Origin of the sequence: Burkholderia theae (genome assembly GCF_048565265.1) — a bacterium.
GTDB lineage: Bacteria > Pseudomonadota > Gammaproteobacteria > Burkholderiales > Burkholderiaceae > Burkholderia > Burkholderia theae.
This window is the reverse complement of record NZ_CP183461.1, coordinates 3,030,532-3,043,679: the sequence shown is the minus strand read 5'-3', so window position 1 is coordinate 3,043,679 and position 13,148 is coordinate 3,030,532. Positions and strand designations below refer to the sequence as shown.

Annotated in this window: 13 protein-coding genes; 6 read left to right on the top strand and 7 right to left on the bottom strand. The window is 68.7% G+C overall.

Annotation, left to right across the window (positions count from 1 at the left end; translation table 11 throughout):
* Positions 1-10: 10 nt before the first annotated feature.
* Together ACN22W_RS14375 and pdxH are read right to left on the bottom strand one after the other, a co-directional pair.
* Entirely contained in the window at positions 11-1,231 is a 1,221-nt protein-coding gene (locus tag ACN22W_RS14375; RefSeq protein WP_343494820.1) for a cyclopropane-fatty-acyl-phospholipid synthase family protein, read from the bottom strand.
* Positions 1,232-1,352: 121 nt separating this feature from the next.
* Positions 1,353-1,997, bottom strand: a complete 645-nt coding sequence (gene pdxH, locus ACN22W_RS14370) for a pyridoxamine 5'-phosphate oxidase (protein WP_129512827.1) — start codon at positions 1,995-1,997, stop codon at positions 1,353-1,355.
* Between the two features lie 128 nt (positions 1,998-2,125).
* Between pdxH and tcdA the strand changes: the two genes are divergently transcribed.
* Positions 2,126-2,983 carry a tRNA cyclic N6-threonylcarbamoyladenosine(37) synthase TcdA gene (gene tcdA / locus ACN22W_RS14365; RefSeq protein WP_419685152.1) on the top strand — a complete coding sequence of 286 codons (858 nt, stop codon included), beginning with the start codon at positions 2,126-2,128 and terminating at the stop codon, positions 2,981-2,983.
* Positions 2,984-3,084: 101 nt separating this feature from the next.
* Here the strand turns inward: tcdA and trxA are convergent, their stop codons facing one another.
* A complete protein-coding gene (gene trxA / locus ACN22W_RS14360) occupies positions 3,085-3,933 on the bottom strand; it encodes a thioredoxin (RefSeq protein ID WP_193098926.1) in 849 nt (282 codons plus the stop codon).
* Positions 3,934-3,985: 52 nt separating this feature from the next.
* Positions 3,986-4,867: a pirin family protein gene (locus ACN22W_RS14355; RefSeq protein ID WP_419685150.1), complete on the bottom strand. Its 882-nt coding sequence runs from the start codon at positions 4,865-4,867 to the stop codon at positions 3,986-3,988.
* Between the two features lie 157 nt (positions 4,868-5,024).
* Here ACN22W_RS14355 and ACN22W_RS14350 point away from each other — a divergent pair, with 157 nt between their 5' ends.
* Positions 5,025-5,903 carry an EamA family transporter gene (locus tag ACN22W_RS14350; protein ID WP_419687428.1) on the top strand — a complete coding sequence of 293 codons (879 nt, stop codon included), beginning with the start codon at positions 5,025-5,027 and terminating at the stop codon, positions 5,901-5,903.
* Positions 5,904-5,957: 54 nt separating this feature from the next.
* Here ACN22W_RS14350 and ACN22W_RS14345 read toward each other — a convergent pair whose 3' ends face one another.
* Together ACN22W_RS14345 and tsaE are read right to left on the bottom strand one after the other, a co-directional pair.
* Entirely contained in the window at positions 5,958-7,487 is a 1,530-nt protein-coding gene (locus ACN22W_RS14345) for an N-acetylmuramoyl-L-alanine amidase (protein ID WP_419685148.1), read from the bottom strand.
* Entirely contained in the window at positions 7,469-8,020 is a 552-nt protein-coding gene (gene tsaE, locus ACN22W_RS14340; protein WP_048245174.1) for a tRNA (adenosine(37)-N6)-threonylcarbamoyltransferase complex ATPase subunit type 1 TsaE, read from the bottom strand. Before tsaE ends, ACN22W_RS14345 begins: the two co-directional genes overlap by 19 nt.
* A gap of 17 nt (positions 8,021-8,037) precedes the next feature.
* On the opposite strand from tsaE, the gene queG reads away from it, so the two are divergent.
* From queG to xerD, 3 genes are all read left to right on the top strand, one after another.
* Positions 8,038-9,273 carry a tRNA epoxyqueuosine(34) reductase QueG gene (gene queG, locus ACN22W_RS14335; RefSeq protein ID WP_419685146.1) on the top strand — a complete coding sequence of 412 codons (1,236 nt, stop codon included), beginning with the start codon at positions 8,038-8,040 and terminating at the stop codon, positions 9,271-9,273.
* A gap of 64 nt (positions 9,274-9,337) precedes the next feature.
* Positions 9,338-9,805: a methylated-DNA--[protein]-cysteine S-methyltransferase gene (locus ACN22W_RS14330; protein WP_419685144.1), complete on the top strand. Its 468-nt coding sequence runs from the start codon at positions 9,338-9,340 to the stop codon at positions 9,803-9,805.
* The gene (xerD, locus tag ACN22W_RS14325; RefSeq protein WP_419685142.1) at positions 9,805-10,755 is read left to right on the top strand and encodes a site-specific tyrosine recombinase XerD; all 951 of its coding nucleotides are present in this window, start codon (positions 9,805-9,807) and stop codon (positions 10,753-10,755) included. The genes ACN22W_RS14330 and xerD overlap by 1 nt, the downstream gene beginning before the upstream one ends.
* A gap of 50 nt (positions 10,756-10,805) precedes the next feature.
* Here xerD and ACN22W_RS14320 read toward each other — a convergent pair whose 3' ends face one another.
* Positions 10,806-12,368, bottom strand: a complete 1,563-nt coding sequence (locus ACN22W_RS14320) for a class I adenylate-forming enzyme family protein (RefSeq protein WP_419685140.1) — start codon at positions 12,366-12,368, stop codon at positions 10,806-10,808.
* A gap of 240 nt (positions 12,369-12,608) precedes the next feature.
* On the opposite strand from ACN22W_RS14320, the gene ybaK reads away from it, so the two are divergent.
* Complete coding sequence (gene ybaK, locus ACN22W_RS14315; RefSeq protein WP_048245167.1) at positions 12,609-13,100, top strand: Cys-tRNA(Pro) deacylase; 492 nt, start codon at positions 12,609-12,611, stop codon at positions 13,098-13,100.
* Positions 13,101-13,148: the final 48 nt, after the last annotated feature.

The window sequence follows — 13,148 nt, the reverse complement described above, 5'->3', positions numbered from 1 at the left end:
GAAGCGCCGCCTAGCGCGGCAGCGCGTGTTCGTACATATAGCGCCGCGACCACGGCAGCGTTTTCGCGCTGCGTCCGGCCTTGCGGCACACGATCTGGAAGATCGACACGTCGTCGTGCTCGAACGCATACGCGCAGCCGGCGAGATACACGCGCCAGATGCGGAATTTTTCGTCGTCGACGAGTTGTCGCGCTTCTTCGGCCTTCGCCTCGAAATTTTCCGTCCAGATCTCGAGCGTGCGCGCATAGTGCCGCCGCAGGCTTTCGACGTCAACCGCTTCCAGGCCGCCGCGCTGCGCCGCTTCGAGTGCGAGGCTGATGTGCGGCAGCTCGCCGTCCGGGAACACGTAGCGGTCGATGAACTCGCCGCCGCCGAGCGCCGTTTCGCCGCTTTCCGCGTCGGTCGACGTGATCCCGTGGTTCATCGCGATGCCGTCGTCGGCGAGCAGGTCACGGACCCGCGAGAAATAGAGCGGCAGGTTCTTGCGGCCGACGTGCTCGAACATCCCGACGCTCGTGATGCGGTCGAACTGGCCGTCGATCTCGCGGTAATCCTGCAGCCGGATCTCGATCTTGTCCTCCAGCCCCGCGGCCTTCACGCGCGCGGTCGCGAGATCGAACTGGTTCTGCGACAGCGTCACGCCGAGACACGTCGCGCCGAACTTCTGCGCGGCGCGCAGCACGAGCGCACCCCAGCCGCAGCCGATGTCGAGCAGGCGCTGGCCGGGCTCGAGCTGGATCTTGGTCAGGATGTGGTCGATCTTCTTGACCTGCGCGGTCGCGAGATCCTCGTCGCCATTCTCGAAGTACGCGCACGAGTACACCATGTTCTCGTCGAGCCACAGCCGGTAGAACTCGTTCGAGACGTCGTAGTGGTACTGGATCGCCTTCCGGTCGGTGTTTTTCGTGTGAGTGAAGTAGCGCTTCACGCGTGCGAGCTTGCTCGCGCTCGTCACCGTGCTGCGCGCGAGCGAATAACCGATGTTGATGATGTCCGACAGCTTGCCCTCGATGTCGATCTTGCCCTTCACGTACGCCTCGCCGAGATTGTCGAGGCTCGGTTCGAGCAAGAGCGGCAACGCCGACGCGCTGTTCACCTTCAGCGTGACCTGCGGCGCGCTGAAGGTGCCGAAATCGAGTTGTTCGCCGTTCCACAGCACGAGGCGCGCCGGTATGTTCGCTTTCGCCCGTACTTCGTCCGCCCACTGTGCCAGCTTCTTTTCCCAGAACATTTGGATTCTCCGTTTGTTCGTTGAATCGAATACAGCCAAGTATCTTGACCGGCGCCCGCCGCTTGCGAAGCGGGCGCCCGGATGTAACACGAGACACGACCGGCGTGCGCCGGCGCCGCGCTTACGGCGACAGGCGCGAGATCGTCCAGCCCGGCGACGCGTCGGCGTCGCGCGTGTAGAGCAGACGGTCGTGCAGCCGCGACGGGCGTCCCTGCCAGAACTCGATCGCGTCGGGCACGAGGCGATAGCCGCCCCAGTGCGGCGGGCGCGGCGGGGCGTCGCCATAGCGTTCGCTGACGGCCTTTTCGCGCGCTTCGAGCGTCGCGCGGCTGTCGATCACGGCGCTCTGCTCGGACGCCCATGCACCGATGCGCGAGCCGAGCGGGCGCGACGCGAAATAACGGTCGCTTTCCTCGGCGCTGGTTTTCTCGATCCGGCCTTCGATGCGCACCTGGCGCTCGAGCTCGATCCAGTAGAACAGCAGCGCGGCTTGCGGATGCGCGGCGAGATCGCGGCCCTTGCGGCTTTCGTAATTGGTGAAAAAGACGAACCCGCGTTCGTCGACGCCCTTGATGAGCACGATCCGGGCCGACGGCCGGCCGTCGTCGCCGACGGTCGCGAGCGTCATCGTGTTCGGCTCGGGCAACTTGGCGGCGAGCGCCTCCTTGAACCAGCGGTCGAACTGGGCGAAGGGGTCGGGGGCGGCATCGGCTTCGTCGAGCGAAGCACGTGAATAGTTGATGCGGAGATCAGCGAGAGTCGTCATGTTATGCAAACGCTTCAATCTGGGGCCAGTATAGCGAACGCGCGAGAAACGTGCGTGCACAGTGGCGCGTGCGAGCGGGGAGTTCAGGCAAAATAGAGGGCTGCACGACTTACGTTTTCCTTGCTGCCATGTCTGCCGCCGATACTGCCCCGCCCAGTTCTTCTGATGTTACCCCGACCTCGACAATCCAGCTTGACGTGGATCGCGAGCGGCGCTTTGGCGGCGTCGCGCGGCTGTACGGCGCGCCGGCGGCCGCCGCGTTCGAACGTGCGCATGTCGCGGTGATCGGGATCGGCGGCGTCGGGTCGTGGGTCGCCGAGGCGCTCGCACGCAGCGCGATCGGCACGTTGACCCTGATCGATCTCGACAACGTCGCCGAAAGCAATACGAACCGGCAGATCCATGCGCTCGACGGCAATTACGGCAAGCCGAAGGTCGACGCGATGGCCGAGCGGATCGCGCTGATCGATCCCGCGTGCCGCGTGAACCGGATCGAGGATTTCGCGGAACCCGACAACTTCGACGCGCTGCTCGGCGGCGGCTTCGACTACGTGATCGACGCGATCGACAGCGTGCGCACGAAGGTCGCGCTGATCGCATGGTGCGTCGCGAAACGGCAGCCGCTCGTCACGGTCGGCGGCGCGGGCGGGCAACTCGACCCGACGCGCATCCGGATCGACGATCTCGCGTTGACGATCCAGGATCCGCTGCTGTCGAAGGTGCGCGCGCAGTTGCGCAAGCAGCATGGCTTTCCGCGCGGGCCGAAGGCGCGTTTCAAGGTCAGCGCCGTGTATTCGGACGAGCCGCTGATCTATCCGGAAGCGGCCGCATGCGACATCGAGGACGGCGCCGAGCCGTCCACGGCCGCGCACGTCGCGGGGCTCAACTGCGCGGGATTCGGGTCGAGCGTGTGCGTGACCGCGAGCTTCGGCTTCGCGGCCGCCGCGCATGCGTTGCGCGCGATCGCGGCGCAGGCCGCCGGCTGATCCGCGAAGCGCGGGTGTAGAAGGAGGGTGCGGCGCGGGTCATGCGCCGCAAGCGATTCGGCCGGGCTGCAAGGCCCGGCCGGTCGCGTGTCAGTTGAACGTCAGTTGAGCGCCATGCTCAGCCTGCGCCGCCACCCGGCGACGAGGTCGGGGCGATCGCCGGCCAGTTCGAACACCGAGATCATCGTGCGGCGGCCGAGATCGTCGCCGTACGCGCGATCGCGCGTCACGATTTCCAGCAACTGTTCCAGCGCACCTTCATACGCGCGCCGCGCGATCAGGCTCTGCGCGAGGTCGAAGCGCGCGTCGAGGTCGCCCGGGTTCGCCGCGATGCGTGCCTCGAGCGCGTCGGTCGGCGGCAGGTCGGCCGTTGCTTCGAGCGCGTCGAAACGGGTCTTGATCGCCTGGTAGCGCGGATCGCCGCCCTGCACGGTCTGCGGCGACAGGCGTTCGGTCTCGGCGCGCGCGGCGTCGACCTGGTTGCTCGCGAGCAGCAGTTCGATCAGGTCGAGGCGCGCGTCGTCGAAGCCGGGGTTCAGCGCGAGCGCCGCTTCGAGGTGCGTGAGCGCGTCGTCGTAACGCTCCTCGGCCATCGCGTATTGCGCGGCGCGCCGTTCGGCTTCCTCGGGCGCCGGCAGCAGCCGGTCGAGGAACGCGCGCAACTGGCCTTCGGGCAGCACGCCGACGAACTGGTCGACCGGGCGCCCGTCGGCGAACGCGATCACGTGCGGGATGCTGCGCGTCTGGAAGTGCGCGGCGAGTTCCTGGTTCTCGTCGACGTTGACCTTCACGAGCTTCCAGCGGCCTTCGTAGTCGCCTTCGAGCTTTTCCAGCAGCGGGCCGAGCGTCTTGCAGGGGCCGCACCACGGCGCCCAGAAGTCGACCAGCACGGGCATGTCCAGCGACGCCTCGATGACGTCTTTCTCGAATGTGGCAAGCGTGGTGTCCATGTCGTTCTCTTTCGTTCGAATGTCGTCAGGATGGGGGCGGCGCGCCGTTTTTTCAACGCGGCTTCGATTCGGGCAGCGGAATCCACTCGGTCTCGCCCGGCACCTTGCCCATTTCCTGGCGCGTCCAGGCGTCCTTCGCACGCGCGATCGCGTCGCGGCTGCTCGCGACGAAATTCCATTCGATGAAGCGCTCGCCGTCGATCTTGTCGCCGCCGAGCAGCATCGCGCGCGCGCCGCCGGCGCTCGTCAGCGCGACCGTTGCGCCCGGCGCCAGCACGGCCATCTGTTCGGCCGGAACCGGCGTGCCGTCGATCGCGAGATCGCCGTCGACCACGTAGACCGCGCGCTCCTCGTGCGACGCGTCGAGTTCGATGCGGCCGCCGGCCGCGAATTCGGCCGCGACATACAGCGTGCGCGAGAACGTCGTGACCGGCGAGCGCAGCCCGAATGCGTCGCCGGCGATCACGGTCAGCGCCACGCCGTCTTCGTCGCGCTTCGGCAGCGTGTCGGCCGCATGGTGCTCGAACGACGGCTCGACGGTTTCGTGCGCGCGCGGCAGCGCAACCCAGGTCTGGATCCCGTGCACGGTGTGACCGCTGGCGCGCTGCGCGTCGGGCGTGCGTTCGGAGTGGACGATCCCGCGGCCGGCCGTCATCCAGTTCACGTCGCCCGGCACGATTTCCTGCCGCGAGCCGAGGCTGTCGCGGTGCAGGATCGCGCCGTCGAACAGGTAGGTGACGGTGGCGAGCCCGATATGCGGATGCGGGCGCACGTCGAGCCCGGTGCCGGCGGGCAGTTCGGCGGGCCCCATGTGATCGAAGAAGATGAACGGGCCGACGAGGCGCGCGGCGAGCGCGGGCAGCGTGCGGCGCACCTGCAGGTTGCCGATGTCGCGCACGTGCGGCTTCAGCAGGGCTTTGATCGGATCGTTCATGGCGGGTCCTGTGGGGGCGGCTGCGGTGATGCCGGTCATTGTAATAGCCGCCCGCCGGCGATTCCATTCGCGCCGCGCGGGTATCGGGCCGGGGGGCGAAACCCGGTAGACTGACCGGCTGCATAACGATGATTCGACAATCGAGGAGACGCCGATGATGGCACCGAAGGACTTGCTGCTCGCGCTGGTCGTGATCCTGGCGTGGGGCGTGAACTTCGTCGTGATCAAGGTCGGCCTGCACGGCATGCCGCCGATGCTGCTCGGCGCGTTGCGCTTCACGCTCGCGGCGGTGCCCGCGGTGTTCTTCGTGCGCCGGCCGCAGATTTCGTGGCGCCTGCTGGTGCTGTACGGCGCGACGATCCAGCTCGGCCAGTTCGTGTTCCTGTTCACCGGCATGTACGTCGGCATGCCGGCCGGCCTCGCGTCGCTCGTGCTGCAGTCGCAGGCATTCTTCACGCTCGTGTTCGCGATGCTGTTCCTCGGCGAGCGGCTGCACGTGCAGAACCTGATCGGGCTCGCGATCGCCGCGGGCGGCCTCGTCGTGATCGCGGCGCAGGGCGGCCATGCGATGACGCTCGCGGGCTTCCTGTTGACGATCTGCTCGGCCGCGATGTGGGCGTTCGGCAACATCGTCACGAAGAAGGTCGGCCGTGCGAACCTCGTGTCGCTCGTCGTGTGGGCGAGCCTCGTGCCGCCCGTGCCGTTCTTCCTGCTGTCGCTGTGGTTCGAAGGGCCGCAGCGGATCGCGACCGCGCTCGCCGGCCTGAACGGCACATCGATCTTCGCGGTCGTCTATCTCGCGTTCGTCGCGACGCTGCTCGGCTACGGGCTGTGGAGCCGCCTGCTGTCGCGCTACCCGGCCGCGCAGGTCGCGCAGTTCTCGCTGCTGGTGCCGATCGTCGGGCTTGCGTCGTCGGCGCTGCTGCTCGACGAGCATCTGACGCGCACGCAGTTGATCGGCACGGCGCTCGTGATGGGCGGGCTCGCGGTGAACGTGTTCGGCGGGAAACTGATGCGCCGCTTCGCGGCGTCGTGACGCGCCGGCACGCGCTGCGTGCCGGCGGCAGGGAAGGGACGGCCAGGGAGGCTGTCAGGCCATCCGGTTCTTCGCGAGCGGTGGATTCGCGGCGAAATAGCGCTTGATGCCGCGGAAGATCGCGTCGGCCATCTGGTCGCGATAGCTGTCGTCGTTGAGCCGGCTCTCTTCTTCCGGGTTGCTGATGAACGCGGTCTCGACGAGGATCGACGGGATGTCGGGCGCCTTCAGCACCGCGAACCCGGCCTGCTCGACCGAGCCCTTGTGCAGCTTGTTGATGCCGCCGACTTCCTTCAGCACGTAGTTGCCGTAGCGCAGCGAATCGCGGATCTGCGCGGTCGTCGACATGTCGAACAGCGCGCGGTTCACGGCCGCGTCCGCCGTCTTGATGTTGATGCCGCCGATCAGGTCGGACGAATTTTCCTTGTTGGCCATCCAGCGCGCCGCGGCGCTCGTCGCGCCGTGATCGGACAGCGCGAACACCGACGAGCCGCGCGCGGACGGTGTCGTGAACGCGTCCGCGTGGATCGACACGAACAGGTCGGCGCCGACGCGGCGCGCCTTCTGCACGCGCACGTTCAGCGGCACGAAGAAGTCGGCGTCGCGCGTCATCATCGCGCGCATGTTCGGCGCACCGTCGATCTTCGCGCGCAGCTTCTTCGCGATGTCGAGCGCGATGTGCTTCTCGTACGTGCCGCCGCCGCCGATCGCGCCCGGATCCTCGCCGCCGTGGCCCGGATCGATCGCGACCGTCAGCAGGCGGACGGTGCCGCCCTTGCCGGATTTCGGCGCGGTGAACTTGTAGGTGTCGCCGTCGTCGTCGCTGTCGTCGCGGCGCGCGATGACGGGCGGCGGCTTGACGGCCGGTTTCGCGGGCGTCGCGGGCGCGCCGGCAACAGGCGGGGTGTGCGGCGTGGCCGGCGTGTTCTGCGCGAAGCGCTGGAAGAACGCGTCGCTGTTGTCGCCGGCGGCGCTCGGCGGCGGCGTGGCCGGCCCGTTCAGCGCGGTCGGCGGCTGCATCTGCTGCGCGCGCGCCGTGTCGTTGAGCGCCTGCTCCTTGCGTTCCGTCTGCGCGATCAGGTCGGTCAGCGGATCGGGCGCGACGGCCGGATACAGGTCGAACACGAGCCGGTACTTGTAGGTGCCGACCGGCGGCAGCGTGAACACCTGCGGCTTCACCGAGCCTTTCAGGTCGAACACCATCCGCACGACGTGCGGCTGATACTGGCCGACGCGCACCGACTGGATCTGCGGATCGTTCGGCGCGATCTTCGACACGAGGTCGCGCAACGCCTGGTCGAGATCGAGACCGCTCAGGTCGACGACGAGACGGTCGGGACCCTGCAGCAGCTGTTGGCTATTCTGCAGCGGCTGGTCGGATTCGATCGTGACGCGCGTGTAATCGCGCGCGGGCCACACGCGCACGCCGAGCACCGACGACGCGTGCGCGAGCCGCGGCGCGACGAGACCGAGCACCAGCGTCGACGCGCCCGCGCGCAGGATCTGGCGGCGCCGCCAGTTGTGCGTCGCGGTGGCCGCCGATTCGATCGAGCGGAACGGTTTGATCAACATCTTTCGAGACATGCCTTTCCTGAAGCGCTATACGCCCGGACGGTGAGGGCACGGCCGTCGCCATCCACGTCGAGCGAGAAGACCAGATCGGGCACGCCGAGCAGCGCGCCCGCCTGTTGCGGCCATTCGACGAGGCAGATCGCGCTGGAATTGAAATACTCGCGAAAGCCTGCGTCGGACCATTCGGCCGGATCATTGAATCGATACAGATCGAAGTGATAGACCTCGAGTTCCCCATCGCCGCGTTCGAGCGCGTACGGCTCGACGAGCGTATAGGTCGGGCTGCGCACGCGCCCCGGGTGGCCGAGGCCGCGCAGGATCGCGCGCACGAGGGTCGTTTTGCCCGCGCCGAGATCGCCGACCAGCTGGATCTGCAGCCCGTCGAACGCGTGCGCGCGGGTGAGATCGACGCGCGCCGCGTCGAGCGCGTGCGCGAAACGGGTGCCGAAGGCCTCGGTCGCCGCTTCGTCGGCGAGTGCGATCACGCGCTCCGCGAACGGGGCAGGCAGCGTGGCGGCATGAGGCGTATGGGACGTGGCTGGCATTCTCGTAAAATAGTGCGATGAACCGATTACCGGAACTCGCCGCATCCGACACGCCTTCGACTCAAGCCGAAGGCGCGGCGCCGTGCGCGCTCGATGATGCGGCGTTGACTGCGCTCGCCGCTCGCATCAGGGCGTGGGGGCGCGAATTGGGTTTCGGGGCGATCGGCATCAGCGATACCGATCTCTCGGATGCCGAAGCAGGCCTCGCCGCCTGGCTGGAAGCCGGATACCACGGCGAAATGGATTATATGGCGAAACATGGGATGAAACGCGCGCGGCCGGCCGAACTTGTGGCCGGTACGCGACGCGTGATTTCCGTGCGGCTCGCGTACCTGCCGGCCGAAACGCTCGCCGCCGCCGCACCCGACGGCGAGCCGGGCGCGCTCGTGCCGCACGACTGGCGCGCGCGCGAACGGGCGCGGCTCGACGATCCGCAGGCGGCAGTCGTGTCGATCTATGCACGCGGCCGAGACTATCACAAGGTGCTGCGCAACCGGCTGCAGACGCTCGCGGAGCGCATCGAGCACGAGATCGGCGCGTTCGGCTATCGCGTGTTCACCGATTCTGCGCCCGTGCTCGAGGTCGAGCTCGCGCAGAAGGCCGGTGTCGGCTGGCGCGGCAAGCACACGCTGCTGCTGCAGCGCGATGCCGGCTCGCTGTTCTTCCTCGGCGAGATCTACGTCGACATTCCGCTGCCGACCGATGCGCACACGTCGCCCGACACCGCGCCCGAGACGCCCGGCGCGCATTGCGGCAGCTGCACGCGCTGCATCGACGCGTGCCCGACCGGCGCGATCGTCGAGCCGTACCGCGTCGATGCGCGCCGCTGCATCTCGTACCTGACGATCGAACTGAAAGGCAGCATCCCCGAGCCGCTGCGGCCGATGATCGGCAATCGTGTGTACGGCTGCGACGACTGCCAGCTCGTGTGCCCGTGGAACAAGTTCGCGCAGGCCGCGCCCGTCGCAGATTTCGACGTGCGGCACGGCCTCGACCGTGCGACGCTCGTCGAGCTGTTCGCGTGGGACGCCGACGCGTTCGACACGCGGATGCAGGGCAGCGCGATCCGGCGCATCGGCTACGAAAGCTGGCTGCGCAATCTCGCGGTCGGGCTCGGCAACGCGCTGCGCGCGGACGCGGATCGGCTTGCGCCGCAGGCGCGCGACGCGATCGTTGCCGCGTTGCGCGCGCGGGCGGACGATCCGTCGCCGGTCGTGCGCGAGCATGTCGAATGGGCGCTGCGTGCCGCGTGAAGGCGGCGTAAAGTGTCGTCGGCGCGCGGCGGAACCGCGCGCATCCATCGGTCAGGAGAGGGCCATGTTCAATGCAGTCATCGACGCGCCGTTCGGCAAGGTCGGCATCCGCACGGACGCCGCGGTGGTGCGCGAGATCGTCTATCTGCCCGAGTCGGTGAAGTCGGTCGATCCGGATTCGCCGCTCGCGAAGCGCGCGGTCAAGCAGATCGAACGTTATTTCGAGCGTGCGTCGGCGCGCTTCGACCTGCCGCTCGCCGAAGTCGGCAGCGCGTTCCAGCTTCGCGTGTGGAACGTGATCAGCGATATTCCACCGGGCACGGTGCTGACCTACGGCCAGGTCGCGAAGCGGATCGGCAGCGCGCCGCGCGCGGTCGGCCAGGCGTGCGGCGCGAACTACTTTCCGCTCGTGATCCCGTGCCATCGCGTCGTCGCGGCGGGCGGCCTCGGCGGCTTCGCGAACCACGACGACAACGGCTATTACCAGAAAGTGAAGCGCTGGCTGCTGGCGCACGAGGGCGTGCCGTACTGATGAGCGAACCGCTGATTTCCACCGAAGCCGACGGCGATGCCGCGGCCGCATCGCCCGCACTGCTCGCGAGCCGCGCGTCGATCGACGTGTTCTGCGATGCGCTGTGGCTCGAGCACGGGCTCTCGCGCAACACGCTCGACGCGTACCGGCGCGATCTGGTGCTGTTTTCCCAATGGCTGGCCGCGACCCACGATGCGCCGCTCGATTCGGCCGACGAGGCGATGGTGACGGGCTACATCGCGGCGCGCAGCGACGGCAAGGCGACGTCGTCGAACCGGCGGCTGTCGGTGTTCCGTCGCTATTACGGCTGGGCCGTGCGCGAGCATCGCGCGAGCGCCGACCCGACGCTGCGGATCACGTCCGCGAAACAGGCGGCGCGGTTTCCGTCGACGCTGTCGGAGGCGCAGGTCGAGGCGCTGCTCGGCGCGCCCGACATCGGCACGCCGCTCGGCCTGCGCGATCGCACGATGCTCGAGTTGATGTATGCGAGCGGGCTGCGCGTGAGCGAGCTCGTGACGCTGAAGACCGTCGAGGTCGGCCTCAACGAGGGTGTCGTGCGCGTGATGGGCAAGGGCTCGAAGGAGCGGCTCGTGCCGTTCGGCGAAGTTGCGCACGGCTGGATCGAGCGCTACCTGCGCGACGCGCGGCCGGCGCTGCTCGGTGCGCGCGCGGCCGATGCGCTGTTCGTGACCGCACGCGGCAACGGGATGACGCGCCAGCAGTTCTGGAACATCATCAAGCGCCACGCACAGCACGCCGACGTGCGCGCGCACCTGTCGCCGCACACGCTGCGGCATGCGTTCGCGACGCATCTGCTGAACCACGGCGCCGACCTGCGCGTCGTGCAATTGCTGCTCGGCCACAGCGACATCTCGACCACGCAGATCTATACGCACGTCGCGCGCGAGCGGCTGAAGACGCTGCACGCGCAACACCACCCGCGCGGTTAGCGCGAATCCGGCACGGCGGCACGGCACGGCGCCGTGCGCGCCGGCCGGCGTCAGGCCAGCTCGCGCAGCTTGTGCTTCAGCACCTTGCCCGTCGACGCGGCCGGCAGCGCGTCGAGCACGCGAATTCGCGCAGGGCGCTTGTAAGGCGCGAGCCGCTCCGCGCACCATGCGTGCAACGCGGCTTCGTCCGCCGCCGCGCCGGGCACCAGCTCGACGAACGCGAGCACTTCCTCGTTGCCCTCGACCGCGCGGCCGATGACGGCCGCCTGCACGACGTCAGGATGTGCGTTCAGCACCTGTTCGACTTCGACGGGATACACGTTGAAGCCCGACCGGATGATCAGTTCCTTGCTGCGGCCCGCGATCGTCACCGCGCCGTCCGCCTCCTGCCGCGCGAGATCGCCGGTGCTCAGCCAGCCGTCCGGCGAGACGGCGGCGCGCGTCGCGTCCGCGTTGCGGTAGTAGCCGAGCATCACGTTCGGCCCGCGCACGCGGATCTCGCCGACTTCGCCCGGCGACACGTCGGTGCCGTCCGGTGCGACGATCCGCATCTCCACGCCCGGAATCGGCACGCCGACCGAGCTGTCGGCGCGCGGCGCATCGAGCGGCGTCTGCGTGATCGTCGGGCTGCTTTCGGTCATCCCGTAGCCGTTGTGCAGCGGCACGCCGTACAGACGCTCGACGCGCGCCTTCAGGTTCGCGTCGAGCGGCGAGCCGCCCGAATAGGCGAAGCGCAGGCGCGGCGCGTGCCATGCGTGGCCGTGCGTGTGCAGGTGTTCGAGCAGCTTCGCGTGCATCGCGGGCACGCCCTGGAAGATCGTGACGCCTTCGTCGGCGAGCGCGACGCGCACGGCTTCCGGCGAGAAGCGCGGGGCGAGCCGCAGCGTCGCGCCCGCGTACAGGCTGCCGAGGCAGACCGATGCGAGCCCGTACACGTGCGACACGGGCAGCACCGTGTAGACGACGTCGTCCGGCGACACGCGGCGCAGCGTGCTCGACGTCGCCGCGATGAACAGCAGGTTGCGGTGCGACAGCATCACGCCTTTCGGCGCGCCCGTCGTGCCGGTCGTGTAGATCAGCGCCGCGCATTGCGCGGCGCCGTCGGCCGCCACCGCTTCGCACGGTGCGCTCGCGTCGACGTGATACGACCACGCGCCGATGTCGACCGGCAGCGCGCCGGCGGGCGTCGCGCCGTGCCGTGCCGCATGCGCGCGCGCGTCGGGCGAGGTGTCCGTCGCGAACGCGATCAGCTTCGGACGCGCGTGCGCGGCGATCGCGTCGAGTTCGCCGGCCGACAGCCGCGCGTTCGACACGAGCGCCCACGCGTCGAGGCGGGCGACCGCGAACAGCAGCACGATCTGCGCGACGCAGTTTTCCGCGACGATCATCACGCGGTCGCCGCCTTGCACGCCGACGCGCGCGAGCAGCGCGGCCGCCGCGTCGACGGCCCGCGATAGGTCGCCGTACGACAGGCGCCGCGCGTCCTCGATCAGCGCCGGGTGCGCGCTCGCCTTCGCGGCCCAGCGCGCGGGCACGTCGGCGATGCGGCTCGGCAGCGCGGCGAGCAACGCATCGACGTCGAGCGGCTCGGAGGAACGGATGGACGAGGGCATGGCGTCTCCAGAAAAGGGGCGGGCGGCGGCGTGACGATGTTTGCGAACGATCGTGCCATGACGACGCGCGCGCCACAATCGGCCAATCGGGCAATAGCGCTTCGCGATGTCCGCAATGATGATGGGCGGGATCGTAGCGGCGATGCCGCGGGCCGCCCGGCGGAAAACGGGCCGCGAGTATACCGCCGGCGCCGGCGCGCCATCGCGCGAGCGCCGGTCGTTCACCATTAGAATGCCGCCATGAGCAAATCCAGACACGTGTCCGAAACCCCCGCGACCCAGCTGTTGCGCCGCCACGGCGTCGCGTTCGGCGAGCATCCGTACGAATACGTCGAGCACGGCGGCACCGGCGAATCGGCGCGCCAGCTCGGCGTCGACGAGCACAGCGTCGTGAAGACGCTCGTGATGGAAGACGAACACGCGAAGCCGCTGATCGTGCTGATGCACGGCGATCGCACCGTATCGACGAAGAACCTCGCGCGGCAGATCGGCGCGAAGCGCGTCGAGCCGTGCAAGCCCGACGTCGCGAACCGCCATTCGGGTTATCTCGTCGGCGGCACGTCGCCGTTCGGCACGCGCAAGACGATGCCCGTCTACGTCGAGGCGACGATCCTCGAACTGCCGACGATCTACCTGAACGGCGGGCGTCGCGGTTATCTCGTTAGCCTCGAGCCGGCGGTGCTCACGTCGCTGCTCGGCGCGCAGCCCGTGCAGTGCGCGAGCGTCGACTGAGGGTTTCACCTTCGTGGCAGGCCGTGCTCGTTCGGTAGAATGGGCGCC

What these genes read in the sequence shown, in the direction of transcription:
- ACN22W_RS14330 (WP_419685144.1), top strand. Translation starts at nt 9,338, where the DNA reads ATGTTCAATGCAGTCATCGACGCGCCGTTCGGCAAGGTCGGCATCCGC.
- xerD (WP_419685142.1), top strand. Translation starts at nt 9,805, where the DNA reads ATGAGCGAACCGCTGATTTCCACCGAAGCCGACGGCGATGCCGCGGCC.
- ybaK (WP_048245167.1), top strand. Translation starts at nt 12,609, where the DNA reads ATGAGCAAATCCAGACACGTGTCCGAAACCCCCGCGACCCAGCTGTTG.
- tsaE (WP_048245174.1), bottom strand. Translation starts at nt 8,020, where the DNA reads ATGCCAGCCACGTCCCATACGCCTCATGCCGCCACGCTGCCTGCCCCG.
- ACN22W_RS14350 (WP_419687428.1), top strand. Translation starts at nt 5,025, where the DNA reads ATGGCACCGAAGGACTTGCTGCTCGCGCTGGTCGTGATCCTGGCGTGG.
- pdxH (WP_129512827.1), bottom strand. Translation starts at nt 1,997, where the DNA reads ATGACGACTCTCGCTGATCTCCGCATCAACTATTCACGTGCTTCGCTC.
- ACN22W_RS14375 (WP_343494820.1), bottom strand. Translation starts at nt 1,231, where the DNA reads ATGTTCTGGGAAAAGAAGCTGGCACAGTGGGCGGACGAAGTACGGGCG.
- trxA (WP_193098926.1), bottom strand. Translation starts at nt 3,933, where the DNA reads ATGGACACCACGCTTGCCACATTCGAGAAAGACGTCATCGAGGCGTCG.
- ACN22W_RS14345 (WP_419685148.1), bottom strand. Translation starts at nt 7,487, where the DNA reads ATGTCTCGAAAGATGTTGATCAAACCGTTCCGCTCGATCGAATCGGCG.
- tcdA (WP_419685152.1), top strand. Translation starts at nt 2,126, where the DNA reads ATGTCTGCCGCCGATACTGCCCCGCCCAGTTCTTCTGATGTTACCCCG.
- ACN22W_RS14355 (WP_419685150.1), bottom strand. Translation starts at nt 4,867, where the DNA reads ATGAACGATCCGATCAAAGCCCTGCTGAAGCCGCACGTGCGCGACATC.
- ACN22W_RS14320 (WP_419685140.1), bottom strand. Translation starts at nt 12,368, where the DNA reads ATGCCCTCGTCCATCCGTTCCTCCGAGCCGCTCGACGTCGATGCGTTG.
- queG (WP_419685146.1), top strand. Translation starts at nt 8,038, where the DNA reads ATGAACCGATTACCGGAACTCGCCGCATCCGACACGCCTTCGACTCAA.